Below are 24,992 nucleotides of genomic sequence, written 5' to 3'. Positions count from 1 at the left end.
AAGCCACACTAAAAGTGTGGCTTATGAATATGCAGAGCGCCAATTTTCTCCGACTATTGCGTGAGCTGTGCGATCTTATTCATCACGTAGAACTCGACGTAATATTTTACCCACGTTGGTTTTTGGCAGCTCATCTCTAAACTCAATTACTTTAGGGATCTTGTATCCTGTGAGATGTTGACGGCAGTGCTTTTTAATGTCATCAACGGTAACTGGACCACTAGTCACTACGATTAACTTGACGCGTTCCCCAGCTACATCATCAGGCACGCCTACCGCTGCAGCCTCTACAATTTTCGGGTGTAGCGTCGCTACCTCTTCAATTTCCGTTGGGAACACATTGAATCCAGAAACCAAAATCATATCTTTCTTACGGTCTTCGATATAAAAGATACCGTCTTCGTCCATACGACCAATATCGCCCGAATACAACCAGCCATCTTTGGTTAAGATAGCGTTGGTTTCCGCTTCTTGCTTCCAATAGCCTTTCATTACTTGGTCACCACGGATTTGAATCTCTCCGACTTCATTTACACCCAGTGGCTGACCGTTTTCATCTACGATACGCAGTTCGGTACTTGGCAAGGGCACTCCTACCGCAGGCACGTAGGACTGCTGCGTATGAACACCACCTGCGACTACAGGCGAGCATTCCGTCAAACCGTAGCCTTCAATGATTGGCATCCCTGTAACCTTTTGCCATTCGTCTGCGATGTGTTTTTGAGTAGCCATGCCACCAGCAATGGTGAACTCAGCATTGGAGAAATCCAACTCTCTAAATTTGGCGTGATTGTTCAATGCAGCAAATAACGTATTAAGCCCAAATATCATCGTGAACGGATATTTACTTAAGTCATTGACAAAACTATTCAAATCACGAGGATTCGTGATCAAAAGATTGCTACCACCCATGTACATCATCAACATCATACTGACTGAATTGGCAAAGATGTGGTAAAGCGGTAAAGGAGTTACCGCACGCTCTTTGTCTTTCGAGGTTCTAGGACCGAAATGGCCATAGACTTGCAGCACGTTCGCAATGATGTTTCTGTGGGTTAGCATTGCGCCTTTCGCAAGACCTGTGGTGCCGCCAGTATACTGCAGATAAGCAAGGTCACTGCTTTCAATCACAGGAGGGTTAAAGTCCATACGTTTACCGTCAGTAAGCGCACGTCTCAATGAAATCGCCCCTGGCAAATGGTACTTAGGCACCATTTTTTTCACGTACTTAACCACAAAATTCACTAGCGTTCGTTTATGTGGCGCAAGTTCATCACCAATGCTCGTCAAGATGACATGCTTGATGCTGGTCTTAGCAATCACCTGTTGTAAGCTGTTGCCAAAGTTAGTCACTGCCACAATGATCGTCGCACCCGAGTCACGCAACTGATGCTCAAGTTCTCTTGGCGTATAAAGTGGGTTGACGTTAACCACAACAAGTCCTGCCTTCAATGCACCAAGAATGGTGATCGGATATTGCAGTAAGTTCGGCATCATCAGAGCAATTCTATCGCCCTTTTTCGCCCTAAGTTCGTTCTGAAGATAGGCAGCAAAGGCATCACTTTTCTCGTTTAAGTCGCGATACGTGAGTGAATGTCCCATGTTGACAAACGCTGTGTTGTCCGCGAATTGCTCGAACGGCTTAACGAACATCTCATTGATGTTGGTGTATTGGTCGATATCGACAAACTCAGGAACATCATCGGGGTACGTCTTTAACCAAGGTTTGTTATTTGTGCTCATTGCTATTACACCTATTTATTTTGTCTCGAGTACTCTAACGAAGTTCACACAATAGATATAGATTAGAGTCATTATTCTATCTTAAATGGCTACTTTATAAGCAAAATGATTTGCACGCACTTCACAACCATCATTGAGTTTTGACGATTCGCTCGCACAGTTACCCCGTTTTCCTACGTTAGTTCCGGCATCTACTTATGATGATCGAAACAAAATCACAGTATGACATTTAGGAATTTGGGACAGAACTATGAAAATCCATACTCATATCGTAATGCTCGCATCGATGACATTAAGTGGTTGTGTTACCGTGCATGAGGATAATAGCAATGCTCAACACAGCCCCATAGATATGGCTGATACACGTATTGCTTTGGGTCTTAACTACGTCAAACTTGAACAGTATTCCAAAGCACGTCAAAGCTTAGAAAAAGCCATGAAATATGCACCCCACTACTACAAAAGCAGTTTGTCTTTAGCGTACTATCTCGATGTAGTCGGAGAAGTTGATAGAGCGGCAGAGCTATACAAGAAAACACTTGATGAACATCCAAACAACGGCAATGTTTACAATAACTATGGTGCTTTTTTGTGTAAGCAAGGTGAGTTTCAAAGGGCTGATGTCTTATTTAATCAAGCGATCGACAAGCCTAATTATTATGCTGTCGCCGAAACCTATGAAAATGCGGGGTTATGCGCTCTAAAAGCGCGAAAAAGTCATCAAGCCAAATACTATTTCAGCAAGTCAGTTGAACACCAACCGCTGCGTCCAATCTCTAGTTTGCAATTAGCGGCGTTAGAAATAGAACAGGACCAATTGCATCAAGCTCGATTGAGATTGCTCGACTTTAGCCAACGTTATGGTTATCAGCGAAACAACCTCGTGTTATTAATCGAGCTTGAGCGAAAATCGGAGAACTGGATGTTAGTCAACAAGTACCAAGCCTTGCTTGAGCAAGTTAACGTATCAAAGTAGTGCTTTGACCCTATCTTGTCTTTCTTCTGCCGACATGAACGTCCATGCCAAGAAACGACTTTTCTTCTGCCCTTGTGCCATTTCTTGAATCACAATTTCAGAGACACCTAGTTTTTCTAGACGCTTTCTAAGTGGGCGGATATTGTCTTTTTTGGACAGTAAGGTGCTAAACCAAATCACTTGTGATGCAAAGTCTTTACTTTCCTGAGCCATATTGAGGACAAATGCTTCCTCTCCTCCGGGACACCACAGTTCTGCATTTTGTCCGCCAAAATTGAGCTTCCCATTCAACTTGGTTGCACCGGACTGACCACGCGACTTTTGGTTTTTCGAGAGATTGTTGTTTTTTCGCTCTGTGCCTTTTTGCGCGTCTTCCATCGATTTATGGAAAGGCGGATTGCAAGTGGTCGCGACGAAGAAATCATCAGGAGCAATCACACCAGCAAAGATATGATTGCTGTTTTGCTGATAACGAATCTCAATTTTCCGCGCCAGTTTGTCGTTATTATTGACGATTTCTTTGGCACAACTCACCGAGACAGGGTCGATATCCGACCCTATCCAATTCCAGTGATGACGCATCGCACCAACAATCGGATAGATGCAGTTTGCGCCAGTGCCAATATCAAGCGCTTTAACCTTAAGACGAGCTTTCTCAGACTGCTCTCGCATTAAGTCATATTGCAGCCACTCATTAAGTCGATGTACATAATCTGCTCTGCCGGGGATAGGAGGACACAAGTAACTCTCGGGAATGTCCCAAAAGTTTATACCATAGTAGGCCTTGAGCAGAGCGCGATTGAGGAGCTTAACCGAAGCAGGATCAGAGAACATAATCGTCGCCTCCCCTTTAGGATTGCTGATAACATAGTCCTTCAGTTCAGGGAGTGCCTGCGTGAGCTCTACAAAATCGTAGCGTCCATGGTGTAAATTGTCTTTGTGAAGACCCTCAGCATGACGCTTAACTAGCGTGGTTTCTGAGCTCACCTTTTTGTTCTTCTTAGTGTGACCCGATTTGCTCTGAGCACGTTTATTGTTGTCGGGCTTCATGCTTAAGTTCCTGATAGATCATAAATAGGCGCGCATCGAACTCTAACTGGTGATAGTCAGGCTCCATATGACAGCATAATTGGTAAAACGATTTGTCGTGCTCTTTTTCTTTGATATGAGCAAGTTCGTGCACCACTAGCATCCGCAACAACGGCTCCGGCGCATGCTTAAACACGCTAGCAATGCGAATTTCGTTCTTAGATTTTAGCTTGCCGCCATGAGAGCGGGACACATAGGTGTGCAAACCAAGCGCGTTATTTATCAAGTGAATTTTGTTGTCCCAAATGACTTTTGAAATCGGCGCTGTTTTTTTCATGTAGCGCTGCTTGATATCCATGGTGTAGTCGAATAAGGCTTTTTCACTTTGGATTTGATGACGTTCGGGATAACGCTTTTCAAACCACCTGACAAAACGTCCGCTTTCTATTAGTGAAGATACTTGTTCAATAAGGTTTTGCGGATACCCCGCAATGTATTTGAGACTACTATTCATCCGCTTTTAGCGCATCCTAGGTTAAGTTTGTCGCCATTCTATAGAAGTCCCTTTTTGAAAGCCATAAGATGGTTCTGCCAATCTAACTGCTCTAAACCAACAAGCAAAAAAGCAGCCGAAAGCTGCTTTTTGATTATTAGTGTAATGGTTAACGATTAAATGGGTTCAATATAATCCACAACCTCCAGACCAAAGCCAGACAGCGAGTGGTATTTTTTGTCTGCCGAAGACAGGAGATTCATCTTGGAGACACCGAGGTCAGCAAGGATCTGGGAACCAACTCCTACCTGTCGTGATGAGCTGGTTTTCTTGCTTTGTGGGTAGTTTTCCCCTTGGTCTAACGCCTGATAACGTTTTACTTTTGCTATCTGCGACTCGGTACTATCCTGCCCTTCTAGGATCACCAATACCCCTCCTCGATCAGCAATGGTGGCCATGGCTTTGTTTAGTGTCCATGATGATTGAGATTCGCGAGTAGAGAACAGCACATCTTGGAAAGTGTCTTTCACATGAACTCGAACGTTAGTCGGCTGCTCATCAATACTCCCCTTCACCATGGCGTGATGAATTTGGTTATCCACGGTATCTTTATAAGTCACCATTGAGAACTCACCAAATTCTGTCGGGATCTGACAGCTTGCAACGCGTTTAATGGTCGTTTCTGTCGCGTTTCGGTATTCGATAAGATCGGCAATCGTCCCTAGTTTAATGCCGTGCTTTTCAGCAAACACTTCCAATTGCGGACGTCGAGCCATCGTGCCGTCGTCATTGAGGATTTCAACGATAACTGAAGCTGGCTCGTGACCAGCTAATCTCGCTAAATCGCAGCCTGCCTCTGTATGCCCAGCGCGAACCAACACCCCGCCATCTTTGGCCGCCAACGGGAAAATATGCCCCGGTTGTACTAAGTCTTGAGGTTGCGCACCTTTGGCAACAGCAGCCTGCACAGTCACTGCTCGGTCCTCAGCAGAAATACCAGTCGTGACACCTTGCGCTGCTTCAATCGATACGGTAAACGCGGTTGCCCAAGGCTCAGTAGGATTTTGAACCATAGGGAACAAATTTAACTCTTGGCAACGCTGCTGCGTTAATGTGAGACAAATCAGCCCTCGACCATGGGTCGCCATAAAGTTGATATCTTTGGCTGAGATACACTCAGCCGCCATCATAATATCGCCTTCATTTTCACGATCTTCATCATCCATTAGGATGACCATTTTTCCTTGTTTATAGTCTTCAATGACATCTTTGATACAGCTAATTGGCATAAGAAAACCTATGTTATTGTTCGGCAAGTTGTTGAATGTAGGACACGCTAGATTGTAGTGCTGCTACAATGTTTTCCATACTTTCTGGCGAGCGCCCACGAATTGGGAAGGTGTCTTTGCGTCGATACATACGCAGGGGCTTTTCAATACTGAATGGCAGTTGACGGTTAGCAAGCGTCTGGATAATTGGCTCAAAGTTAATTACCCCCTGCCCTAGCGCTGGGAACGTAAACTTGTCATCATGAATTTGCACATCTTTAATGTGGAAATGCTGACAGAAAGGCAACGCCATCTTAGCTTCTTCACTCGGGCTTAAATTGGGTACAAGAGAGACTGAGTTACCCGGATCGAAATTTAGCGCTAACGCATCATGGTTAACTTCTGAAAGCATTCGAACACCATCGTGGGCCGTCGCAAACGCATTAAAGTTATGATCACCACCATTCTCAATGCAGATGACACAGCCCTTGTCTTTGGCGTATTCCGATAACACTTTAAGATTGGCGATAATGGTTGCACGATCGGCAATGGGACCAGTACAGGTATTAAGGTAAGTCACTCCTAGATGATGAGCAAAATCGATTCTCATCATAAAGTCATCTATCGCACTCGGTGCCGCCAAATTCATGGTACAGCCCAGCGCATCTGATTTAAGTTGCTCTTTCTCTAAAAGAGACAATAAGTATTGAGCATGGCTCTCGGAGAACATGTCACTATCAAGTTGACCAACATAGCCTTGGTTGAAGGCAAATTCGACTTTACCTAAGCCCAATTGACTGATTGTTTTCAACGACGTTTTTAAATCATGTCCATCAAAAATCGCCGTATTGATGGCTAATCTATCTAATATTCCCATCACATTAATCCCTTAATTATGTTACTTGGAGCACCTTTTCCCATGTCACTAGCGACACCAACGAGAGCATAGTGGTGAACAGTATCACGCTCGCCGTTGCTTCTTTTACCACCTGGTATCGCTCAGACAATAAGTACACGTTAATACCCGTTGGTAGACTGGCTAGAATCACCAGGACTTGAACTTCAATTTGAGAAAGTTCAAATACCAAGCTTGCGAAGAGCAGCATTGTTAGTGGAAATACGACGATTTTCACAGTAAGAAGAAGTAACACTTTCTCTTGCATCAATGAGCGGAACGGATAGCAACTTAGGCTTGCACCAAGAATAAATAAAATAACCGGAAGAGCGGCCCAGCCAATGAGCGCGAGGCCATCAACAACTGCCGGATAAAGAGTAATGCCCCATACATTAATCAATAACCCTGTGGCAATTGCGAGTAGAATCGGGTCGGTCACGACTTTTTTATAAGAGTAGAAACCCGGCTCCCCCGAACGAATCATAAGTATGTTGACCATGGGCAACACCACGACCAAATTGGTCACGATAATTCCCATCAAGATCAATTCAGCTTCTGGACCATACAGTGAGAACACCAATGGCACCCCAATACCAACGGCGTTAGGGTACAGCGCAGAAATCGATTTGATCGTCGCCGCCGCTGCAGTGTCATTGCCTTTGACGGAGAGCCAGAAACGGACGGCGAAAAATAAACCTCCCAATCCCAAACCATAGGTAGCTAGTAGCTTTGGTGAAGGAAGTTGAGAGAGGTCAGCCTGAACAAGTGAAGTAAAGAACAAACAAGGCGTGAGATAACTGAAAGCCACATTTCTACTCCAATCAATGCGACTTTTCGTCATGGTTGGTAACGTTTTGGCGACTAACAGTCCAAACACAATGAGTGATAGTAACTTCACTTGCTCCATAGTTAGTGCTCCAACTTGCTATTGGCAATACTGAGCAGTTCAACGTAGCCTTCGGCATTCCATGCCGTACGACCAACAAACACGCCATCAATATTGGCTTGGTCTAGTAGCTCTGAGGCATTAGTTAGATTGACGCTGCCACCGTATAGAAGTACCACATTATCCGCGACCTCTTGACCATAGCACTCCACCAGTGCATCACGGATTGCGCAATGTACCTTTTCGGCTTCTTCTTTGGTTGCCGGAGTGCCTCCTTCCCCAATTGCCCATACAGGCTCATAAGCAAGAACAACGTTGGCTACTTTATCTAGAGGAACGTCATACAACGCAATTTTAACCTGACGCACAACAGACTCTACTGATACGCCCCACATCTTTTCCTCTGCGGTGTCACCGACACAAACCAGTGGCGTTAGGCCATGCTTTAAAGCCGCGAGTACTTTAAGATTGACGGTTTTGTCCGTCTCGCCAAACATGGCGCGTCGCTCAGAATGACCGATCTCCACAATAGAGACACCACAATCTTTCAGCATCAATGGTGACACTTCACCGGTAAATGCTCCGCTGTCTTGCCAGCACATATTCTGTGCGCCAAGTTTGATCGCATCTGCATTTATCGTTTGTGCCATTTGAGAAAGGTAAGGGAATGGCGGAATAACAAAAGGTTGAATTCGGCCATCTGACCGTTCGACCGCCTGTTCCACTGCCGCTGCCCATGACGCTGCCGAGGCAGCGTCTTTGTTCATTTTCCAGCTTGTGCCGACCCAGATTTTCTTCATGCTGGAACCTGCTCGCACGCATACTCAGACATGAACTGTAAGATAAGAGACATAGAAACCGCGCCTGGGTCTGGATGACCCAGTGAACGCTCGCCAAGAGTTTTCGCTTTACCAGTTGTGGCAATCATATCTTTAGTTGCTTCAACACCTTGCTTGGAGGCAGCAGCAATTGCAGGTAGGTTTTTCGTCAAGTCACCAGAAAGTTTTTCAGATGCTTCAACAGCTGCTACTAGGGCATCAATCATCGTCTTGTCCCCTGGTTTTGCACCACCACGGTCATAAACACCTTGCAAGCCGCCGGCTAAGAATGTCGCCAGTGTTTCGGTATCTAGTTGCTCTGCACCTTTGATGGACTTAGCACCACTACGGAACAAGGTACCGAAGATCGCCCCAGAAGCCCCGCCCATGGTAGCCATCATAGTAGAGCCAATTTTCAGCATCAGCTTACTGACATCTTCTGGTTGAAATTCGTCCGTCAGCAGCGTCTGAACGGCTAGAAAGCCTCGCTCCATACCTATGCCGTGGTCACCATCACCAATCGCTTGATCATACTTAGTCAGCATAGGTTCGCTATCGACCATGTTCTTTGCCACATAAGCCATCATGTTTTTCGCTGTTAATACATCCATTGTTATTTCCTCAAAGCAAATGATTCACAAGGTAGGTCGTAGAGCGCTTTCAGCTCATCATCCAGTTTTAATAAAGTAATTGAGTAGCCAGACATTTCCTGAGACGTACAGTAGTTACCGACTAACGTGTCATGAACAGTGATGCCGCGCTCTGCCAGAAGCGCATGCGCTTGCTTGGTAGCAATAAGAAGTTCCATATAAGTCGATGCGCCTAGGTTATTAACCAAAAGACACACTTCATCGCCAGATTGATACGGAAGGTCAGTGCACAAATCATTAATGAGACGGGTGACGACTTCGTCAGCAGAGGTCATTTTCTCGCGGGATACGCCCGGTTCACCATGCAACCCCATACCAATTTCTAGCTCATCATCTGGCAGTTCAAAGTTAAAGGTATTGGTTTGTGGTACTGAACCCGCCGACAATGCCACGCCAATTGAGCGGGTGTAGTCGCGAGCGCGTTCAGTCACTGCCACAATTTGGTCAAAGTCATCGTATTTTTCAGACGCTGCACCCGCGATTTTTAGCACGTATAAATCACCCGCTGTACCGCGTCTTTCTTCGATTTTTTCTAGCGGTGCAGAAGCCACATCATCCCAAACACGAATGGTGTGAGTTTTGATGTCATCATCGTCCGCAAGTTCGGCAGCAATATCGAAATTCATATTGTCGCCCGCATAGTTACCGTAAATGTAAATCACGCCTTTGCCATTGTTGACCGCTTCAGTCGTCTGCAAAATCACGTTAGGAGCAGGAGCGGCGAAAATATCACCCAGAGCCGCGGCATCCGCGAGCCCCTTGCCGACGTAGCCTGCAAATAATGGCTCGTGACCTGCACCACCACCTGTCACGATAGCGACTTTATCCTGAGGAAAATCGGTACGCATTGCTGCGGTAATACCCGGTAAGCCTTCCAGCTTGCCATTCATCGCAACTAAGAGACCATCAAATTGCTCTCTTGCCACCGCCATTGGATCATTAATCAGTTTTTTTGGCTTTCTCATGGGGTTCACCATTTGATTTATTGTTGTTTTAGTTGATAACTAGTCGCCATTCTTGTGGTCAGCTTCAGCGCATTTTCCATTGCAGGCGTTGAGGCAACATTCTTGCCGTAAATATCAAAGGCAGAGCCGTGGTTAGCGGTTGCGATTGGAATTGGGATTCCTCCCTGAACTGTTACACCGCGGTCAAAGCCCATCATTTTCAGCGCTGTCGCGCCTTGGTCGTGGTACATAGAAACAATCGAATTCATCGATTCTTTCTCTACAACCCACATAGTCGTGTCACCAGGGAATGGCCCGAATGCTTCGATGCCTTTTTGCTTCGCTTTTTCAATTGCCGGTGTAATAGTGGTAATTTCCTCATCACCGAACAGTCCACCTTCCCCACCGTGTGGGTTAAGAGCTTGAACGGCAATTCGTGGCGACTCAAAACCTGCAGATCGCAATGTTTTGTCCATCAGCTCAATGGTTTCCAAAACCGAATCAACCGTGAGGTTATCGACAACATTCTTGAATGGAATATGAGAGGTAACGCGACCAGCCCAAATGTCGTCAACAACGTTGACTTCACAACCAAATCCTTGATACCCACTTAGCTCTGCAAACCACGACAGTTCATCACGGTGAGCCAAACCTGCCATGCTCATCGCCTGCTTATTCAAAGGCGCAAAGCAAATACCGTGGGTTTTATGTGCTAGGGTTAAATCAACCGCTATCTTGAGTGTTTCAAGTACATAAGTTCCGCCTTGCGCCGTGGCTTTACCGTACTCAATAGGCTCGGCATGAGAACTGCTAAATTTCAGTAGAACAGGCTTATTGTCGACAAATTTGGCTTGCTCGAATGAATCCACCACATCGTAATCAAATGTCACCTGAGCAATGTCCATGCCTTTGCGAAGTTCGTATTCATCAGCAATGATAAGAATATTGGCTTGCTGTCTGTTTGCCTCGTCAGCGAGCACCTTAACCGCAACTTCAGGGCCAATTCCGGAAGGGTCACCTAATACAAGAGCAATAGTCGGTTTAGTCATGTTTTAATTCCTTGAAAGTTATTTATAAATGAAGTCCACAAAACCTACAGAGAGCGCGGGTACATACGTTGCCAGTAGCAGTACAAAGAACAGTACTCCAATGAACAGTGCGTTGACTTTTGTTACCTGCCAAATGTCTCGTTTCGCAATAGAGCAGGCCGTGATAAGTACACTTGCCACAGGCGGCGTTTGCTGACCGATAGAGATGTTCAGTGCCAGCATAATTCCGAAGTGAATTGGGTCGATACCTAATTCATGAATCAATGGAAGTACGATAGGTACAGTTAGAATGATGGCCGCAGCGCCGTGCAGGAATACACCAACAATTAAAAGCATCACGTTAAGCATCATGAGAACAACGTACTTGTTTTCAGAGATACTTAAGATGCCAGCTGCCATTTGTTGTGGTACTTCTTGCTCGGTTAGGAACAGACCTAGTACTGCCGAGGTTGCGACAAGAAGCATAACTACTGATGTACCTGTCACCCCCTCCATCATCGCTTTATAGAACAGCTTTAGATCCATCTCACGGTAGATAAAGATACTGATTACTAACGCTAGTAACACCGCGATGCCCGCTGCTTCGGTCGCGGTCATAAAGCCTGAAAGGATGCCACCAAGAATAGCGAACGGCAGCGTTAGCGCCCAAAATGCATCTTTAAATGCTACCCAAAGCTTACGAAGGCTAAACGACTCTTCTCTTGGCAAGTTGTATTTGACCGCGTAGTAGTAACACACTCCAAACATGCCAGCTGCGCCTAGGAGACCCGACACGATGCCTGCTACAAACAGCTGTGAAATCGACACATCTGCCATCGCACCGTAAATAATCATTGGTAACGATGGTGGAATGATCACCGCTAAAGAAGCTGAAGACGATGTGACCGCCGCAGAAAAGCTTCCTGAATAACCACGTTTTTTCATCGCTGGAATCAAGATAGAACCTAGCGCGGCAACGTCGGCCACTGCCGAGCCAGAAATCTCAGCAAAAATCATCGAGACACCAACATTTACCATAGATAGGCCGCCGCGAACGAAGCCTACAATAGCGTTAACGAAATTGATCAATCGAAGAGAAATACCACCGGTGTTCATTAGTGCACCAGCGAAGACAAATAATGGAATAGACAGTAGCGTGAATTTAGAGCCACCCTCAAACATTGCCAGCGCAGCGTTGTAAATTGCGTCAATGCCTGACGTCGCGACCATCCCAACAATAGCAACCGCTCCGATAGCAACACCAATTGGTACATTAATCATTACTAAAGCGATCAAACAAAACAAAACGACTAACGCACTCATTTCACGGCCTCCATTGCTTCTGACATATCCTTTTTGGCATCACGAATTGCTTCTTTTATTTCTTCGTCTTCTTGCGTTGAACCATCACAGAGTAAGTTCCATGCTTTTGGCAATGAGCAGATTTGTGCCACGATAAACAGCACCGCTCCAATAGGTAACGCGGATTGAGCAAAGGAAAGTGTAATAAAGTCGAGACTCGTTAATGTCTCTTCTCCAAAAATCTCCAAAATGTAGTAACTGGCCCAAGCAATCACTGCAAAGAATCCAATCACCACCAGTTCACTAAATAAGAACAGCGCTTTACGTAATGGCAACGTCATGCTCGCCACTAAACCGCCAAAGCCCATATGAGATCGTTTGATTGCACAAAGCGCTGAACCATAGAAGGTCAACCAAGCCAACAAAATAGCGGAGACTTCGTCGTACCAATAAAGAGAAGCACCACTAAAGCGTGAAAAAACCGCAACAATGATAATGGTGCTGAGTGCGAGTAAGATCGTCATTGAAATAGCGATCAACACTTTTTCTAGAACGCTAGAAACTCTATTTAACACAGCTAGAAAAGACATCATAAACCCTCGCGAAAAACACATGAGTGGCTGCACCCAAGGTGCAGCCAAGGAACTTCTTAGTTAGCTGTTGCCATTGCTTTATTTAGCATGACTTCGCCGTTGTTTACGTTTTTCACAAAATCGTCGTAGATAGGTTGGCTTGCATCTACGAAGGCTTGACGGTTCGCTACGTTAAGCTTCATACCACCAGCAACCAGCTTATCTTTCAGTTCGCCTTCTAGCTTCGCGGCTTCTTGATAACCCCACTGCTGTGCTTGCTTAGCAGAGTCTTCAAGCACTGCTCGAACTTCATCAGGGAATTTCCCATAGTGGCGTGCACCTGCAGTTAGGTATGCTGGTGTGTACACGTGGTTTGTCACACTCAAGTAGCCTTGCACTTCATGTAATTTCGCTGCATAGATGTTGGTATACGGGTTTTCTTGCCCATCGATAACACCAGTTTGTAGACCAATGAATACCTCACTGAAGCTCATAGGCGTTGGGTTCGCCCCCCAGTTTTTGAACATCTTCACGCGCCATGAACTGTTTGGTGTGCGAATTTTCAAACCATCAAGATCTTCTGGTGTGTTAACCGGGCGCTGCGCATTAGTGATGTTTCTAAAGCCGTTTTCCCAAAAACCGATGACTTTATAACCTTTCTTTTCAGCAGCCGGCGCGATATATGGCCAGAATACTTGCTCCTCGATCTTAGCGACATGGTCACGATCTGAGACTAAAAATGGTAGTTCAAACAACGCCATTTCTGATACATGCGTTGGTAGTGTTGAAGTGAGTAAAGCCAAGTCTACCGTGCCAAGCTTCAACTTCTGCTGCACATCTTTATCTTTACCTAATTGAGCTGCACCAAAGAACTTAAGGTTGTAGTCAATACCTTGTTTTTTGAATTCTTCGTTTGCCACTTCAGTAAAATATTGTGTCGTGTTGTATTGAAGTGAACCTACCTGCGCGCTAGTCGCCACTTTTAGGTCTTTGGCAAATGCCGCTGAAGAAAGAACAGCAGACACAGCGAGTGCAGTAAAAGTAAGTGTTGTTTTTTTCATTTTAGTTTCCACGTTATTCCATTAAACATTGAGGGAGGGTTATCCAATAAGTTCTTTCTCTATCTCCTTAATTCTATTTACCTTAGGGGTCGAGGGTCCGTCAGAAAACTCTGAATCTAGCCATGTATCTAATATCGCTTTTGCGAGCTCAGAACCGATCACGCGAGAACCCATAGTGATAATTTGCGCGTCGTTGCTCTTACGAGCTCGCTCAGCAGAAAACGTATCGTGGCAAAGTGCAGCTCTAATACCTGGTACTTTATTTGCCACAATAGATACACCGATTCCGGTACCACAAAGAATGATGCCGCGTTCATGCTTTCCAGCACTCACTGCTAAGCTGACTTCTTTGGCAATATCCGGATATAGTGATGTGTTCTCTGGGTCGATTCCGTAGTCGACATACTCAATACCTTTCGCAGCTAAATGAGCTTTCAAGCACTCCTTCAAATCTACTGCTGCGTCATCACATCCAATTGCAATCATGTCGCTATCCTTATGTTCATTTGTCCATCGAGATTGCAAATGATATTGAACTTTTATTCCTAAAAGTTACAGATGAACATCTTTTAAATGAGATATCAGTCACCAAAACAATACAATTTATTAACATTATCGTGATCAACCTAGCCTAAAATCCAATTTAATAAATGCCTATGGCTTTTATAAAACAGAACATGCCTTAGATCTTGCAAATGATTTATTGCTATATTATTCAATATCTTAAGATTAATCAGCAAAATTATCACCACTTGATTAGTAGAGCATAAGCTCTACTCTGTAACTGTAAAACACCCAGTTTGATAGTTTGTTCACACAAACAAAGAAATGAGAACGCGAACATTCTAAATGCATTGTTCAGATGTTATACTGACTGAACATATGAACAACACCTATAACAAAAGGACTTGCCACAATGCATAACGAATTAGGTTTAACGCTTTCTCAAGTAACTGAATCAGCAGCACTAGCTGGATACAAATGGCTTGGGCGTGGAGATAAGAACAAAGCAGACGACGCAGCGGTAGCTGCAATGCGACATCAACTTAACGAGTCACATGTCGACGCGACTATTGTCATTGGGGAAGGAGAAATCGACGATGCTCCTATGCTGTATATTGGTGAACAGTTAGGAAAAGGCGGAGCTGCTATTGACATTGCTGTAGACCCTATTGAAGGCACACGAATGACGGCTATGGGACAATCGAATGCCCTCGCGGTGTTAGCTGCCGCTGAAAAAGGTACATTGCTTCAAGCTCCCGACATGTATATGGAAAAATTAGTTGTCGGCCCAGAGGCGAAAGGTGCGTTAGATTTAACGCTCCCTATTGAAGAGAACATTCTCGCTGTCGCTAAGAAACTCAATAAACCAGTACAAGATATTGTTGTCGCAACGCTCGCAAAACCGAGACACGATGCCATCATTCAAACTATGCAATCGATGGGTGTCAGAGTCTATGCTTTCCCAGATGGGGATGTCGCCGCTTCCCTACTCACATGCATGCCAGAAAGTGATGTTGATATGATGTACTGTATTGGTGGAGCACCTGAAGGTGTTGTAACAGCAGCGGTAATACGTGCATTAGATGGAGACATGCAGGCTCGATTATTAACACGTGATGTAGTCAAAGGCGAAACCTTAGCCAATATCAAACATGCCAAATCAGAGCGCCAACGCTGTCAGGAGATGGGCGTAAGTGAAAATGTTATCTTATCACTCAACGACATGGTGAAAACCGATAACATTGTGTTCTGCGCAACGGGTATTACCAAAGGTGACCTCCTTGATGGTGTTCAAAAACATGGGTCGTACCTCACAACTGAAACCTTACTTATACAAGGTCACAACAGAACGATTAGAATGATAAAGTCTAATCACGACCTAAATAAAACTAATAAAGAACTACTTAAGCTTATTGCTTAGCAATCTATTGCTTGCAGTGATACGCCTTTAAAGGAACAGAATGGACTTAACCAACATAGAACAAACAGAAGAAACTAACCTTCTGACTGAGATTGCCGTAGCCTATTATCAAGATGGTGCAACACAAGAAGAAATATCAAAACGTTTTGGTCTGTCACGTGTCAAAATAGGACGCTTACTCAAACGTGCTAGAGATCAAGGCATTGTCGAAATCAAAGTCAAGTACCATCCTGTTTTTGGCGCTAAGCTCGAGGAGCAGCTCAAAGAACGCTTTGGTTTAAAGCGAGCTTTAATAGCACTCGATCAACCGACCGAAGATGAGCAACGCGCACTATTAGCCGGTGTCGTTTCTACCTACCTTTCCTCAACGTTAAAGGACGGCATGATTGTCTCAATCGGTCAAGGACGTAACGTCTCGTCTGTATCTGAGCATATCGGCGTCGTTAATCCGAAAAAATGTACATTCGTTTCTAGTATTGGAGGTATTCATCCCCGTGGTGGCATGCTCAATGCGGACCATATCTCGCGGCGCTTTGCAAAAACTTTTGGTGGCGTTAGTGAAACCTTGTACGCTCCTGCTTATGTTCGCAACCCCGATCTTCGTAGAGCCTTGCTTGAAGACGAAACCGTTCAGCAAACAATGGACATCGCAAAAAAAGCCGATGTGGCATTAGTCGGAATTGGTGACTTGAATGAAAGTAGCTATATGGTGAACCTAGGCTGGTTTTCAGTTCAGGAAATGGTCGAAGCACGAATCCAGCAAGGTGTAGTCGGTGAAGTCGGCGGTTATGATTTTTACGATATTAAAGGCAACGTCCAAGATACCAAAATGAGTAACCGTGTAATCGGACTAACCATCGCTGACTACCAAAAAATCCCACAGGTAATCGCTATTGCCGCAGAAAGCAGTAAACCACTGTCAATTGTTGGAGCTTTGCGTACGGGAGCGGTAGACATACTAGCGACTAGCGTCGCCAACGCGATCACCATTCTTAATTTAGACGCTCAGCAATAAAATAGCCGTGCAATGTAACAACTAGTGCATTGCACGGCTTCAACTTATTGTTCCCGTTTACTTCACATTTCTCTCAGTTGACAGGAAAAGTCGTGTTTTCTCTCTTATCCTAAACAAGACGCCATAGTGACATTATTGTCATTATGACTTATCAAGTAACGATTCTAGGAGCTTCTATGGGAAAACTGATGCTAAAAGTTATTGTGCCAGCTCAAATGCATACAGGGATGACAATGGTGCCTGACCCAATGCCACAGTATATTGGAGCAGAATCACTTCTACCTAACGGGTTGCTACCACCAATGATAGCTGGAGCGACGGTTATTGGAGGCCAAAAGGTCGGGAGCAAATGGATGGGGTGTACTTACATGAAAGCTCCGTATGTGATTCCAGGATTTGCCGAAGTTGAGGAAACCCCTTTTTAGGCAGCAATGACCTATTTGCCTACCTATTTCATTCCGGTACCTACCTATTCAAAGAGTAAGTACCGGAACTTGTGTTCAAACTAATCCCAAAGAATTAACTCTCCCAAAGTCCTTTTGTATCAGAGAACAACGACTTAAACCAAAGAACAACTGAGTCCCATGCTCGTTTAAAGATAGAGCCTTGCTCTACATTAGACATGGCAATCAGAGGCTCTGAGGCAATTTCATCATTACCAACACTCCAAGTGACATTACCAATGATATCCCCTTGTTTCACGGGAGCAACCAACGGTGCATAGATTTCGGTTTCCTTTGTCACTCCACGGCTGTTACCGCGAAGGTAAGTCGCATAAACATCATGATCAAACCCCACGTCAATATTGGCGTTTTTCCCTTTCCAAACTCTAATCGTCGCTTCACTTTCGTCCGCTACGGCAAGTTGGTCTGTTTCATAAAAACGGAAACCGTAATTGAGAAGTTGTCTTGATGCTTCCACGCGAGTTTGAGTACTTGGTGTCCCCATGACTACGGAAATCAGACGCATCTGTCCTTGTGTCGCTGAACTGACTAGGCTGTACCCTGCATCTGAGGTATATCCAGTTTTTCCACCGTCGACATTAAGAGAGTTATCCCATAGCAGTCGATTGCGGTTGTATTGCTTAATATCCGCCCAAACAAAGCGTTTTTCTGAGTATATTTCATAAACCTCTGGCACATCTTCGATGATCTTTCTCATCAATATTGCCATATCGTTTGGCGTAGTGTGAATACCCTGCCCGTCTAAGCCATGTGCATTAATGAACTGAGTATTGTTCATACCCAAGTTCACTGCCCACTGATTCATCAAGGCAACGAAACCACTTTCCGTTCCGGCTACATGTTCAGCAAGTGCGACCGCGGCATCATTTCCTGATTGAACAATCAAACCACGCAACAAATCCGCAACCGTGACGTTGTCACCCGGCTTAATGAACATTTTGGAAGAATCTGGAAATTTAACTGACCACGCGTTCTCACTGACCGCTACTTTACTATCCCAAGAAGTACGGCCATTTTCGATTTCTTTGCCAACTACATAGGCAGTCATCAATTTTGTTAAACTAGCAGGTGCTAAAGCGGCATCTTGGTTGCCTCCCACGAGTATAGCTCCAGACTGATAGTCCATGAGCACGTAGCCTTTGGCATTAAGAGTGGGTGGGTTTGGTGTCACCAACGCCGCGACAGACACCGATGAACTCAAGGCTAAAGACGCAAACAGCAGTGACATAGTTTTATTCATCTCACGGACTCCTTATTCTGTGAGCACTCCGTTGAACCACCGATTTAGGGAATCTTGACTACAACTCGTCATTTGAAACATCGGCATCAACACGGAGCAGAAAGATTTCTTTCCCCCTACCCACAAACTAGAATAATATTCGCAAGTTAGCTCAGAATTTTTGTAAGATTTATTACGGCATCTCGAAATCACTCTTCGGGGTATTGCTCGCTACAATTATCGCCTACTTTACGCAACTCTCTCCTTTACTCACCTCACGTTTACTATATTGTTTTATAGCCACCTACTTATTTTGGTATGTCAGTAATACGGTAAAAAGCAACACAAAAACATCTCTATCAAAGTTCAAATATCGAGTTTATGATTATTGAGTACATACTTTGTAACAATGCGCCATCTGAAACCTATCTAATCGCCGCCGTTTGCCCTGTTGGGTCATGCACCGATGTTATTAAGTATGCTCGGTCCCCCCTTCTTTACATCGCTTCAGGTGAACGTACCCCCTTAACATCATCTGCTTGATGCCACTTTTCCACGACCAGTGATGCAATCAAATCACCCTCTACATTTACTGCCGTTCTGAAAGTATCAAGGGGACGTTCTATAATGAGCAGAATGGCTATTGCTTCGAGCGGGATTCCCGCCGCCAATAAAACCATCTGCATCCCAGACATAGAACCAGAAGGCATACCGGGTGCCCCAATTGATGAAATCATCGCCATAATAAAGATCATCACCAAGCCCGTGGTGGTTAAATCAACACCGAACAATTGTGCTAAGAAGATTGCCGCAACGCCCTCAAATAAAGCCGTTCCATCCATATTCATAACTGCGCCTAACGGTAACACCATACTGCTCGTGCTTTGTGATACTTTAAGCTCTTGTTCTGCTACTTGCATCGAGAGTGGTAACGTAGCCGAACTGGATGACGTCGCAAATGCCATCGCCATCGGTGCATAGATCGCTTTAAACAGAGTTCTATAACTGATACCCGTCACCAACTTGGCGATTGCTGGCAGAACAACTGCACCGTGGAACACCGTCAATAAGAACACGAGTAAAGCAAATAAGATCAGTTGATGAAACAAGCCACTGTTGCCGTTCGTGGTAAACTCAAACACGATGGAAAATACAGCGATTGGTGCCAATTTAATGATACCACTGACTACCGTATTGACGGCTTTGTTCAGTCCAGACAAGGACTCAAAGATACTGTGTTTCTCTGGCAACGAAACCAGCAATGCAATACCTAGTAAAAATGAGAATGTTACAATTGCTAGCAGATTCCCTTGAGCTAAAGCTGCTACAGGGTTTACCAACGCCATATTCAGTAGCTTTTCCACAATGGCGCCGCCCGTTGTGGACTCAGTGTCAATGAGTTGGACATGACTTTCTAAAGGCACATGACTAGTGAGCGGTTGCCATGCTGGTAACAATAGCGAAGCACCAAGACCTAAGCTGACCGCTAGAAGTGTTGTGGAAGTATAAAACAGTAGTGTGTGGCGTCCGATGCTCTTCAGTTTGACCGTCGAGCCTATGCTCGTAATGCCTTGTAGTAGCGACAACATAACCACGATACCTACAACCATTTTTAACAAGCCAATATAGGTGGCCTTACCTAACATAATCAGCTGATACCAACTCGTCTGAGTCAGATTATTAGGTAACGGTAGAAAGGTCGCTATACTCCAAGCGAGAAACGCAGCAAACAACAATTGCAGTGGTAGAGAAAGACGCAGTTTTGCCCACATGATGGTGATATCCATAAACGATGAAACGAGTAACGAGAAGGCTCATTGGCCTTCTCATCTTTGAACCTTGGTGCTAGTAACAATTAAGAGATGTTGTTTCTATAAAAAGGATTCAAAGCACTTTTTAGTCGCTTCAGAACCACCAATGCCGTGACTCGACCCCACCCAAATAAGATACGCTGGTGAAGTCTGAAAATAGTATCGTAGAGATTGCGAACTAATCGCCCACGTAAAATCAGTTTATTGTTCATCAAAGTACCCACCGCGTAGTTGTGGCCCACCGCGATAACCATCCCACCGTCTTTGAAAATAAACGGCTTAATGGTTTTGCCTTTCAGCAGTCGTTTGATCTGATTCGCTAAATGTCCTGCAGCTTGATTAGCTGCCTGTGCGCGAGGCGGGACAAAACTGCCGTTGGGCTGAGGACATTCCGCGCTATCGCCAACCACGAAAATGGCATCATCAAGAGTGGTGACTAGATTAGCGTCTACTTTTAATTGATTTAGCGAGTTGGTTTCTAGACCATCAAGCGTTGCCAGCCATGGTGCACACTTGATACCAGCCGCCCATAGCTGCAAGTTAGCGTTGATAACCTCACCGCTATCAGTCACCAATTTACCCGCGTCGGCACGTTTAATGCGGGTCTCCGTTTTCACTTCGACACCATTTCTTACCAAGGCCTTACGCACTTTCTCTGACATGCATCCTAGGCCAGCAGGCAAGACTCGACTTGACGCTTCAATCAGAGTAATGGTGAGATTCATGTCATGGCGATAACGTGTCAGTTTTTGACTGACTTTTGCCAATTCAGCCGCCAGTTCCACACCGGTTGCTCCAGCACCGACGATCGAGATTCTTTGCTCACCTTGCGTACGTAACAATGGATTTATCTGATCCCATGCTTGTTGTGCTTGCAAAGCAGAGTCTAAAAATAAGCAGTGTTCACTCACACCTTCTGTTTTGAAATCATTACTCACCGCACCAACGGCGATCACCAAATAATCGTAAGCCAACTCAGAGACCATACCTTGTTGATCTTGAATCTCAATGGTCTTTTGACCTCGATTTAGCGATTTCATCGATGCCTGAACGTATTGATATTGATTACAATAGCTATGTTGTAAATAGCTCACCGCATCAAGCTCCGAATCAAAAGTACCAGAAGCAATTTCATGTAAACGCGGCTTCCAATAATGGTGACTAGCGGACTCTACCAGCACGACCTCGTGTTGACCTGCACGGCCAAAACTTCTTCCTAAACGAGTAACTAATTCAAGGCCGGCTGCACCGCCGCCTACTACCACGACTTTTGACATCGTATGCTCCAATAACTGTACAACCAATCTAGATTGCGCTCTAAAACCAATTGTTTGCGCAAACCCAACGCTTGACATCAAACAGAATGGCGACATTGTATTGGAACGATTTATTATGATAATCCAGCTAAATTCATATTAACTTATACAGATTTGTAATAATGAACTTGACCGTCAAAGTATGGCACTTTGGGATGTGGGACGAGTTTGAGAGTGGCCCTAAATAAACGCGTTTAGGGAGACAGAATGGTGTTTCAGTCGCTAACGGCTTTAACTCAGCAAATTTACATTAGGCTTTTCTTTTTATAATCAATAAAGTAGCTAGAGGAACCTTGAGTTTTCTTAGCTTCATACATTGCAGTATCAGCGATATGTATTGCTTGCTGAATGTCAATATGTCCACTTAAACACAGTGTGGTACCTATACTGAGCTCTGGCGTTACCTTATCACCATTATGAACATCGATGGGGTGAGATGAGACTTGCAATAGATGATTAGCGATACTTAGAACATGTTCTCGACTATTAAGTCCAGGTAATACGACCAAGAACTCATCTCCACCTAATCTTGATACCACGTCCGTTTGTCTAGTGAAATCCTGCAATCTCTCGGCAAGCGCTACCAATATTTCGTCTCCTATCACGTGACCATAGGTATCGTTGATCACCTTAAAATTGTCGATATCTAGAAACATAAATGCGATTTTCTCTGAACGATTCCAACAATGGCAGATCATTTCTTGAAGTTTCACGTCTAGAAGGCGGCGGTTGGGAAGACTCGTCAAAGGATCAAGGTTCTGCTTTTCTATGACGAGTTGCTCTCTAGCCTTTCGTTCAGAAATATCACGGACGATAGCCAAAAAATAGTTCTCACCATTAAACTCCACCATACTGATGTTAGCCTCGATAGGGATCTCAACTCCATCTTTACGTTTGTGCGTTGCTTCGACGAAGCGATTTTGAGCTTGTTTCATTTTTTCAACGTGGTCTTTCCAGGTTACTTCTCTATTAAACAAAGGGTTAATATCTGGCACAGTTAGACGTAACAGCTCCTCTTTGGTGTAGCCTAGACGTTGATAACCAAGTTCGTTGCAGTTCAAGATCTGACCAAATTCCATATCGACGACATAAATCGCGTCATGTGATTTACGCACTAGTTGGTCAAGTAATAATTCAGCGGCTTGAGATTGTCTTGGCCCAGACAAATCAATTATTTGCGAGACTAAACGGGTAATATTTCCTTCATCATCACATTCAGCAGACATATTGAGTACAGCTAATATTGAATGGCCGTCTTTGTGAATATACCGTTTATGGGTTTGAACGGAGTCAGTTGGGTTTTCAAAAAGTTGCGCCCTTATCCGCTTATTTAGCGCAAGGTCGTCCGGGTGAGTAATAACAACACTGTCAGACATTAACTCAGCTTCCGAATAGCCGAGCAGTTTACGCAAAGCAGCATTAGTATATTCCAGCTTACCTGTCGGTAAGCTAATCGCTGTTGGTATCGGCGTTATATCGAATAGCCGACGAATAGAGTTATCCATTTGAGCGGAATTTTTATCCATACCATCCCCGCTTTTCTATAGTCGTAACACGTAAAAGCTAGCCAACATGTCACTACTGTGCACAGCCCAAAACATAAAAATACGTAGCACCAATGCTGACTGTCTTTTGATTATTGTTCAGAAACTATAGCCAAAACTTAAACAGAATATGCTTAATCTTGCCCGATAGAATGGTGTTATTAATCAATTACTCAAAAATGAGACATTGTCGTACAGGCGTTTTATCTACCTATAAAGTGGCATTCTATCGCGTGAGTGACTGGCTTATTATTCTCCCCAGTTAAACCACAAGTACTTTGCCAATGACCTCCAAACCTAGTCTTACTGATGCTACTCTGCAACTCATTTCCGACGTTAAGAAACAATTACCTCTTTACTCCGAGGATACGTTTGTTTGTGGTCCTGATAATTCTTGTATCGGATGTCCTAAAAAGTTAATGGAATTAGTAGAGACCGAAGTAAGTTACTGGGAATCGGCATTATCACGTGGGATTACACCCAACTTTGAAGAACTCAGAAGGTTTGGGAAGTTGTGTTCTAGTGTAAAACGAGGATTGGTTCGAAACGGTCTTGTTAACTAAGCACGATAATTCGTATTGTCCGATAATATTGTCACACGAATGTGAATCTCCCTTCCTTTTCTCTTTTTATTGATTTACCCACTTCTATTACTGACAAATTAAATATCAACATCTTGAAATTTAATATCTTGTCTAGCGGTCTAGTGCTTTGAACCGATATTTTTTGGACGACCTCAATAGATAGCCTCAAGACTATTGATTATCGTGTCTCAACCTTTAGTATCAATTGTTAACAACAGGGCAAGGTTCGCCACAAACAGTATAAAATGGATAACATAATGAATAATAAGATGTTCAAATCTGCAGTGCTTTCCACTCTCGCAATGACGGTCTCTTCTTGGTCAACCGTTGTCTCTAGCGAAACACTCGACACGACTCAATGGAATTCGGTATTAGAACAAGCCAATGGACAAACAGTATACTTCCACGCATGGGGAGGTAGCCAAGAAATTAACCGTTACCTCCAGTGGGCAGGTAAAGAACTAAAAGACCAATATGGCGTTAACTTTAATCACGTAAAAGTCACCGACATCGCCGAAACTGGCTCTCGTTTACTCGCTGAAAAAGCAGCAGGAAAAAATGACGGTGGCAGTGTCGATATGGTGTGGATTAATGGTGAGAACTTCAAATCCATGAAGGACAACGCCCTACTTTATGGACCTTTTGTATCCAACCTTCCGAACTGGCAATACGTCGATAAATCGCTTCCCGTTGACAGCGACTTCTCAGAACCAACGGAAGGGCTTGAAGCACCTTGGGGAGTGGGTCAACTCGTGTTTATTCACGATACACAAACTCTCAATAACCCACCGACGTCTTATATGGAGATGCTCAACTACGCTAAAGCGTTTCCGAATAAGTTAAGCTACCCAAAACCGCCAGAGTTTCATGGTACTAGCTTCTTGAAGTCTCTGTTAATTGACCTTACAGATAACGATCCTGCGTTAGCAAAACCCGTTTCAGAAGCTGACTTTCAAGGCGTCACCAAGCCGCTTTGGGATTATCTGGATGAGTTTCATAAGGTTGCATGGCGTGCTGGTAAGCAATTCCCTGCCGGAACCGCTGAAACAATCCAATTACTAGACGATGGTCAGCTTGATCTAGCCATTACTTTCAATCCAAACGCTGTCTACTCTGCTCAAGCGAATGGTAACCTTAGCGATACCACTACCGTGTATGCAATGGATAGTGGTGCATTGTCCAACATTCATTTTCTTGCAATCCCTTGGAATGCTAATGCTAAAGCAGGGGCTCTAGTCGCTATTAACTTCTTACTGAGTCCAGAAGCGCAATCGCGAAAAGGTGATATCGCAATTTGGGGTGACCCTTCGGTACTCAGCAAGCAATATCTCACTGGCAGTGCAGCGAAAACTCAACAATTTAAGTCTGTCGCCGAACCTCACCCAAGCTGGCAGAGCGCCCTTGAGCAAGAGTGGCTCAAGCGCTACGGCAGCTAACGGCTTACGAGATA

At 44.5% G+C, this 24,992-nt stretch carries 24 protein-coding genes; 6 read left to right on the top strand and 18 right to left on the bottom strand.

The features are described 5' to 3' along the window. Window positions 1-75: 75 nt before the first annotated feature. Window positions 76-1,743, bottom strand: a complete 1,668-nt coding sequence (locus tag L2W36_RS05420) for an AMP-binding protein (RefSeq protein ID WP_124939887.1) — start codon at window positions 1,741-1,743, stop codon at window positions 76-78. Window positions 1,744-1,993: 250 nt separating this feature from the next. On the opposite strand from L2W36_RS05420, the gene pilW reads away from it, so the two are divergent. Then, window positions 1,994-2,719, top strand: a complete 726-nt coding sequence (gene pilW / locus L2W36_RS05415; protein WP_236109511.1) for a type IV pilus biogenesis/stability protein PilW — start codon at window positions 1,994-1,996, stop codon at window positions 2,717-2,719. Here pilW and rlmF read toward each other — a convergent pair. The 13 genes from rlmF to rpiB all read right to left on the bottom strand — a co-directional run bounded on the left by rlmF (window position 2,711) and on the right by rpiB (window position 14,151). Further along, entirely contained in the window at window positions 2,711-3,769 is a 1,059-nt protein-coding gene (rlmF, locus tag L2W36_RS05410; RefSeq protein ID WP_236109510.1) for a 23S rRNA (adenine(1618)-N(6))-methyltransferase RlmF, read from the bottom strand. The genes pilW and rlmF overlap by 9 nt on opposite strands. After that, entirely contained in the window at window positions 3,750-4,262 is a 513-nt protein-coding gene (locus L2W36_RS05405; RefSeq protein WP_236109509.1) for a M48 metallopeptidase family protein, read from the bottom strand. Before L2W36_RS05405 ends, rlmF begins: the two co-directional genes overlap by 20 nt. Window positions 4,263-4,417: 155 nt before the next feature. Beyond that, window positions 4,418-5,530 (bottom strand): 3,4-dihydroxy-2-butanone-4-phosphate synthase, encoded by a 1,113-nt coding sequence (ribB, locus tag L2W36_RS05400; RefSeq protein ID WP_236109508.1) that lies wholly within the window; start codon window positions 5,528-5,530, stop codon window positions 4,418-4,420. A 13-nt stretch (window positions 5,531-5,543) separates the two neighbouring features. Further along, a complete protein-coding gene (locus tag L2W36_RS05395) occupies window positions 5,544-6,386 on the bottom strand; it encodes a sugar phosphate isomerase/epimerase family protein (RefSeq protein WP_006073790.1) in 843 nt (280 codons plus the stop codon). 16 nt (window positions 6,387-6,402) lie between these two features. Next, window positions 6,403-7,311 (bottom strand): AEC family transporter, encoded by a 909-nt coding sequence (locus tag L2W36_RS05390; protein WP_236109507.1) that lies wholly within the window; start codon window positions 7,309-7,311, stop codon window positions 6,403-6,405. Window positions 7,312-7,313: 2 nt separating this feature from the next. Next, window positions 7,314-8,090, bottom strand: a complete 777-nt coding sequence (locus L2W36_RS05385) for a triose-phosphate isomerase (RefSeq protein WP_006073793.1) — start codon at window positions 8,088-8,090, stop codon at window positions 7,314-7,316. Next, complete coding sequence (gene dhaL, locus L2W36_RS05380; RefSeq protein ID WP_062457366.1) at window positions 8,087-8,719, bottom strand: dihydroxyacetone kinase subunit DhaL; 633 nt, start codon at window positions 8,717-8,719, stop codon at window positions 8,087-8,089. Before dhaL ends, L2W36_RS05385 begins: the two co-directional genes overlap by 4 nt. Before the next feature lie 2 nt (window positions 8,720-8,721). Continuing rightward, window positions 8,722-9,723 (bottom strand): dihydroxyacetone kinase subunit DhaK, encoded by a 1,002-nt coding sequence (locus L2W36_RS05375; protein WP_062457364.1) that lies wholly within the window; start codon window positions 9,721-9,723, stop codon window positions 8,722-8,724. A 17-nt stretch (window positions 9,724-9,740) separates the two neighbouring features. Continuing rightward, entirely contained in the window at window positions 9,741-10,751 is a 1,011-nt protein-coding gene (locus L2W36_RS05370; protein WP_236109506.1) for a 4-hydroxythreonine-4-phosphate dehydrogenase PdxA, read from the bottom strand. An 18-nt stretch (window positions 10,752-10,769) separates the two neighbouring features. Beyond that, entirely contained in the window at window positions 10,770-12,053 is a 1,284-nt protein-coding gene (locus L2W36_RS05365; protein WP_006073799.1) for a TRAP transporter large permease, read from the bottom strand. Further along, window positions 12,050-12,625, bottom strand: a complete 576-nt coding sequence (locus L2W36_RS05360) for a TRAP transporter small permease (RefSeq protein WP_231892927.1) — start codon at window positions 12,623-12,625, stop codon at window positions 12,050-12,052. Before L2W36_RS05360 ends, L2W36_RS05365 begins: the two co-directional genes overlap by 4 nt. Window positions 12,626-12,681: 56 nt before the next feature. Next, complete coding sequence (locus tag L2W36_RS05355; RefSeq protein ID WP_006073802.1) at window positions 12,682-13,665, bottom strand: TRAP transporter substrate-binding protein; 984 nt, start codon at window positions 13,663-13,665, stop codon at window positions 12,682-12,684. 39 nt (window positions 13,666-13,704) lie between these two features. Further along, entirely contained in the window at window positions 13,705-14,151 is a 447-nt protein-coding gene (gene rpiB, locus L2W36_RS05350) for a ribose 5-phosphate isomerase B (protein WP_236109505.1), read from the bottom strand. A gap of 430 nt (window positions 14,152-14,581) precedes the next feature. Here rpiB and glpX point away from each other — a divergent pair, with 430 nt between their 5' ends. From glpX to L2W36_RS05335, 3 genes are all read left to right on the top strand, one after another. Further along, a complete protein-coding gene (gene glpX, locus L2W36_RS05345; RefSeq protein ID WP_236109504.1) occupies window positions 14,582-15,589 on the top strand; it encodes a class II fructose-bisphosphatase in 1,008 nt (335 codons plus the stop codon). Window positions 15,590-15,629: 40 nt separating this feature from the next. Beyond that, a complete protein-coding gene (locus L2W36_RS05340) occupies window positions 15,630-16,604 on the top strand; it encodes a sugar-binding transcriptional regulator (RefSeq protein ID WP_006073807.1) in 975 nt (324 codons plus the stop codon). A 176-nt stretch (window positions 16,605-16,780) separates the two neighbouring features. Continuing rightward, window positions 16,781-17,029: a hypothetical protein gene (locus L2W36_RS05335; protein ID WP_006073808.1), complete on the top strand. Its 249-nt coding sequence runs from the start codon at window positions 16,781-16,783 to the stop codon at window positions 17,027-17,029. 94 nt (window positions 17,030-17,123) lie between these two features. Here the strand turns inward: L2W36_RS05335 and L2W36_RS05330 are convergent, their stop codons facing one another. From L2W36_RS05330 to L2W36_RS05315, 4 genes are all read right to left on the bottom strand, one after another. Beyond that, on the bottom strand, window positions 17,124-18,308 hold the full coding sequence (locus tag L2W36_RS05330; protein ID WP_006073810.1) for a D-alanyl-D-alanine carboxypeptidase family protein: 1,185 nt from the start codon (window positions 18,306-18,308) through the stop codon (window positions 17,124-17,126). A gap of 476 nt (window positions 18,309-18,784) precedes the next feature. Next, complete coding sequence (locus L2W36_RS05325; RefSeq protein ID WP_236109503.1) at window positions 18,785-20,059, bottom strand: dicarboxylate/amino acid:cation symporter; 1,275 nt, start codon at window positions 20,057-20,059, stop codon at window positions 18,785-18,787. An 83-nt stretch (window positions 20,060-20,142) separates the two neighbouring features. Beyond that, on the bottom strand, window positions 20,143-21,375 hold the full coding sequence (locus tag L2W36_RS05320) for an NAD(P)/FAD-dependent oxidoreductase (RefSeq protein ID WP_236109502.1): 1,233 nt from the start codon (window positions 21,373-21,375) through the stop codon (window positions 20,143-20,145). A gap of 284 nt (window positions 21,376-21,659) precedes the next feature. After that, entirely contained in the window at window positions 21,660-22,940 is a 1,281-nt protein-coding gene (locus tag L2W36_RS05315; RefSeq protein ID WP_236109501.1) for a sensor domain-containing diguanylate cyclase, read from the bottom strand. A gap of 302 nt (window positions 22,941-23,242) precedes the next feature. Here L2W36_RS05315 and L2W36_RS05310 point away from each other — a divergent pair, with 302 nt between their 5' ends. Together L2W36_RS05310 and L2W36_RS05305 are read left to right on the top strand one after the other, a co-directional pair. Continuing rightward, on the top strand, window positions 23,243-23,521 hold the full coding sequence (locus tag L2W36_RS05310; RefSeq protein ID WP_236109500.1) for a hypothetical protein: 279 nt from the start codon (window positions 23,243-23,245) through the stop codon (window positions 23,519-23,521). 266 nt (window positions 23,522-23,787) lie between these two features. After that, window positions 23,788-24,978, top strand: coding sequence for an ABC transporter substrate-binding protein (locus L2W36_RS05305; protein WP_443088377.1), 1,191 nt, complete (start codon window positions 23,788-23,790; stop codon window positions 24,976-24,978). Window positions 24,979-24,992 lie beyond the last annotated feature (14 nt).

It is taken from the genome of Vibrio sp. McD22-P3 (assembly GCF_021568915.1).
Taxonomy (GTDB): domain Bacteria; phylum Pseudomonadota; class Gammaproteobacteria; order Enterobacterales; family Vibrionaceae; genus Vibrio; species Vibrio mediterranei.
Note: the sequence above shows the minus strand (reverse complement) of the source record. Positions and strands in the feature narration are given on the sequence as shown.

What these genes read in the sequence shown, in the direction of transcription:
- L2W36_RS05390 (WP_236109507.1), bottom strand. Translation starts at nt 7,311, where the DNA reads ATGGAGCAAGTGAAGTTACTATCACTCATTGTGTTTGGACTGTTAGTC.
- L2W36_RS05340 (WP_006073807.1), top strand. Translation starts at nt 15,630, where the DNA reads ATGGACTTAACCAACATAGAACAAACAGAAGAAACTAACCTTCTGACT.
- L2W36_RS05330 (WP_006073810.1), bottom strand. Translation starts at nt 18,308, where the DNA reads ATGAATAAAACTATGTCACTGCTGTTTGCGTCTTTAGCCTTGAGTTCA.
- L2W36_RS05315 (WP_236109501.1), bottom strand. Translation starts at nt 22,940, where the DNA reads ATGGATAAAAATTCCGCTCAAATGGATAACTCTATTCGTCGGCTATTC.
- L2W36_RS05335 (WP_006073808.1), top strand. Translation starts at nt 16,781, where the DNA reads ATGGGAAAACTGATGCTAAAAGTTATTGTGCCAGCTCAAATGCATACA.
- glpX (WP_236109504.1), top strand. Translation starts at nt 14,582, where the DNA reads ATGCATAACGAATTAGGTTTAACGCTTTCTCAAGTAACTGAATCAGCA.
- L2W36_RS05395 (WP_006073790.1), bottom strand. Translation starts at nt 6,386, where the DNA reads ATGGGAATATTAGATAGATTAGCCATCAATACGGCGATTTTTGATGGA.
- L2W36_RS05305 (WP_443088377.1), top strand. Translation starts at nt 23,788, where the DNA reads ATGGATAACATAATGAATAATAAGATGTTCAAATCTGCAGTGCTTTCC.
- L2W36_RS05405 (WP_236109509.1), bottom strand. Translation starts at nt 4,262, where the DNA reads ATGAATAGTAGTCTCAAATACATTGCGGGGTATCCGCAAAACCTTATT.
- L2W36_RS05375 (WP_062457364.1), bottom strand. Translation starts at nt 9,723, where the DNA reads ATGAGAAAGCCAAAAAAACTGATTAATGATCCAATGGCGGTGGCAAGA.
- rlmF (WP_236109510.1), bottom strand. Translation starts at nt 3,769, where the DNA reads ATGAAGCCCGACAACAATAAACGTGCTCAGAGCAAATCGGGTCACACT.
- L2W36_RS05310 (WP_236109500.1), top strand. Translation starts at nt 23,243, where the DNA reads ATGACCTCCAAACCTAGTCTTACTGATGCTACTCTGCAACTCATTTCC.
- ribB (WP_236109508.1), bottom strand. Translation starts at nt 5,530, where the DNA reads ATGCCAATTAGCTGTATCAAAGATGTCATTGAAGACTATAAACAAGGA.
- dhaL (WP_062457366.1), bottom strand. Translation starts at nt 8,719, where the DNA reads ATGGATGTATTAACAGCGAAAAACATGATGGCTTATGTGGCAAAGAAC.
- L2W36_RS05370 (WP_236109506.1), bottom strand. Translation starts at nt 10,751, where the DNA reads ATGACTAAACCGACTATTGCTCTTGTATTAGGTGACCCTTCCGGAATT.
- L2W36_RS05360 (WP_231892927.1), bottom strand. Translation starts at nt 12,625, where the DNA reads ATGATGTCTTTTCTAGCTGTGTTAAATAGAGTTTCTAGCGTTCTAGAA.
- L2W36_RS05385 (WP_006073793.1), bottom strand. Translation starts at nt 8,090, where the DNA reads ATGAAGAAAATCTGGGTCGGCACAAGCTGGAAAATGAACAAAGACGCT.
- L2W36_RS05365 (WP_006073799.1), bottom strand. Translation starts at nt 12,053, where the DNA reads ATGAGTGCGTTAGTCGTTTTGTTTTGTTTGATCGCTTTAGTAATGATT.
- rpiB (WP_236109505.1), bottom strand. Translation starts at nt 14,151, where the DNA reads ATGATTGCAATTGGATGTGATGACGCAGCAGTAGATTTGAAGGAGTGC.
- L2W36_RS05420 (WP_124939887.1), bottom strand. Translation starts at nt 1,743, where the DNA reads ATGAGCACAAATAACAAACCTTGGTTAAAGACGTACCCCGATGATGTT.
- L2W36_RS05355 (WP_006073802.1), bottom strand. Translation starts at nt 13,665, where the DNA reads ATGAAAAAAACAACACTTACTTTTACTGCACTCGCTGTGTCTGCTGTT.
- pilW (WP_236109511.1), top strand. Translation starts at nt 1,994, where the DNA reads ATGAAAATCCATACTCATATCGTAATGCTCGCATCGATGACATTAAGT.
- L2W36_RS05320 (WP_236109502.1), bottom strand. Translation starts at nt 21,375, where the DNA reads ATGTCAAAAGTCGTGGTAGTAGGCGGCGGTGCAGCCGGCCTTGAATTA.
- L2W36_RS05325 (WP_236109503.1), bottom strand. Translation starts at nt 20,059, where the DNA reads ATGTGGGCAAAACTGCGTCTTTCTCTACCACTGCAATTGTTGTTTGCT.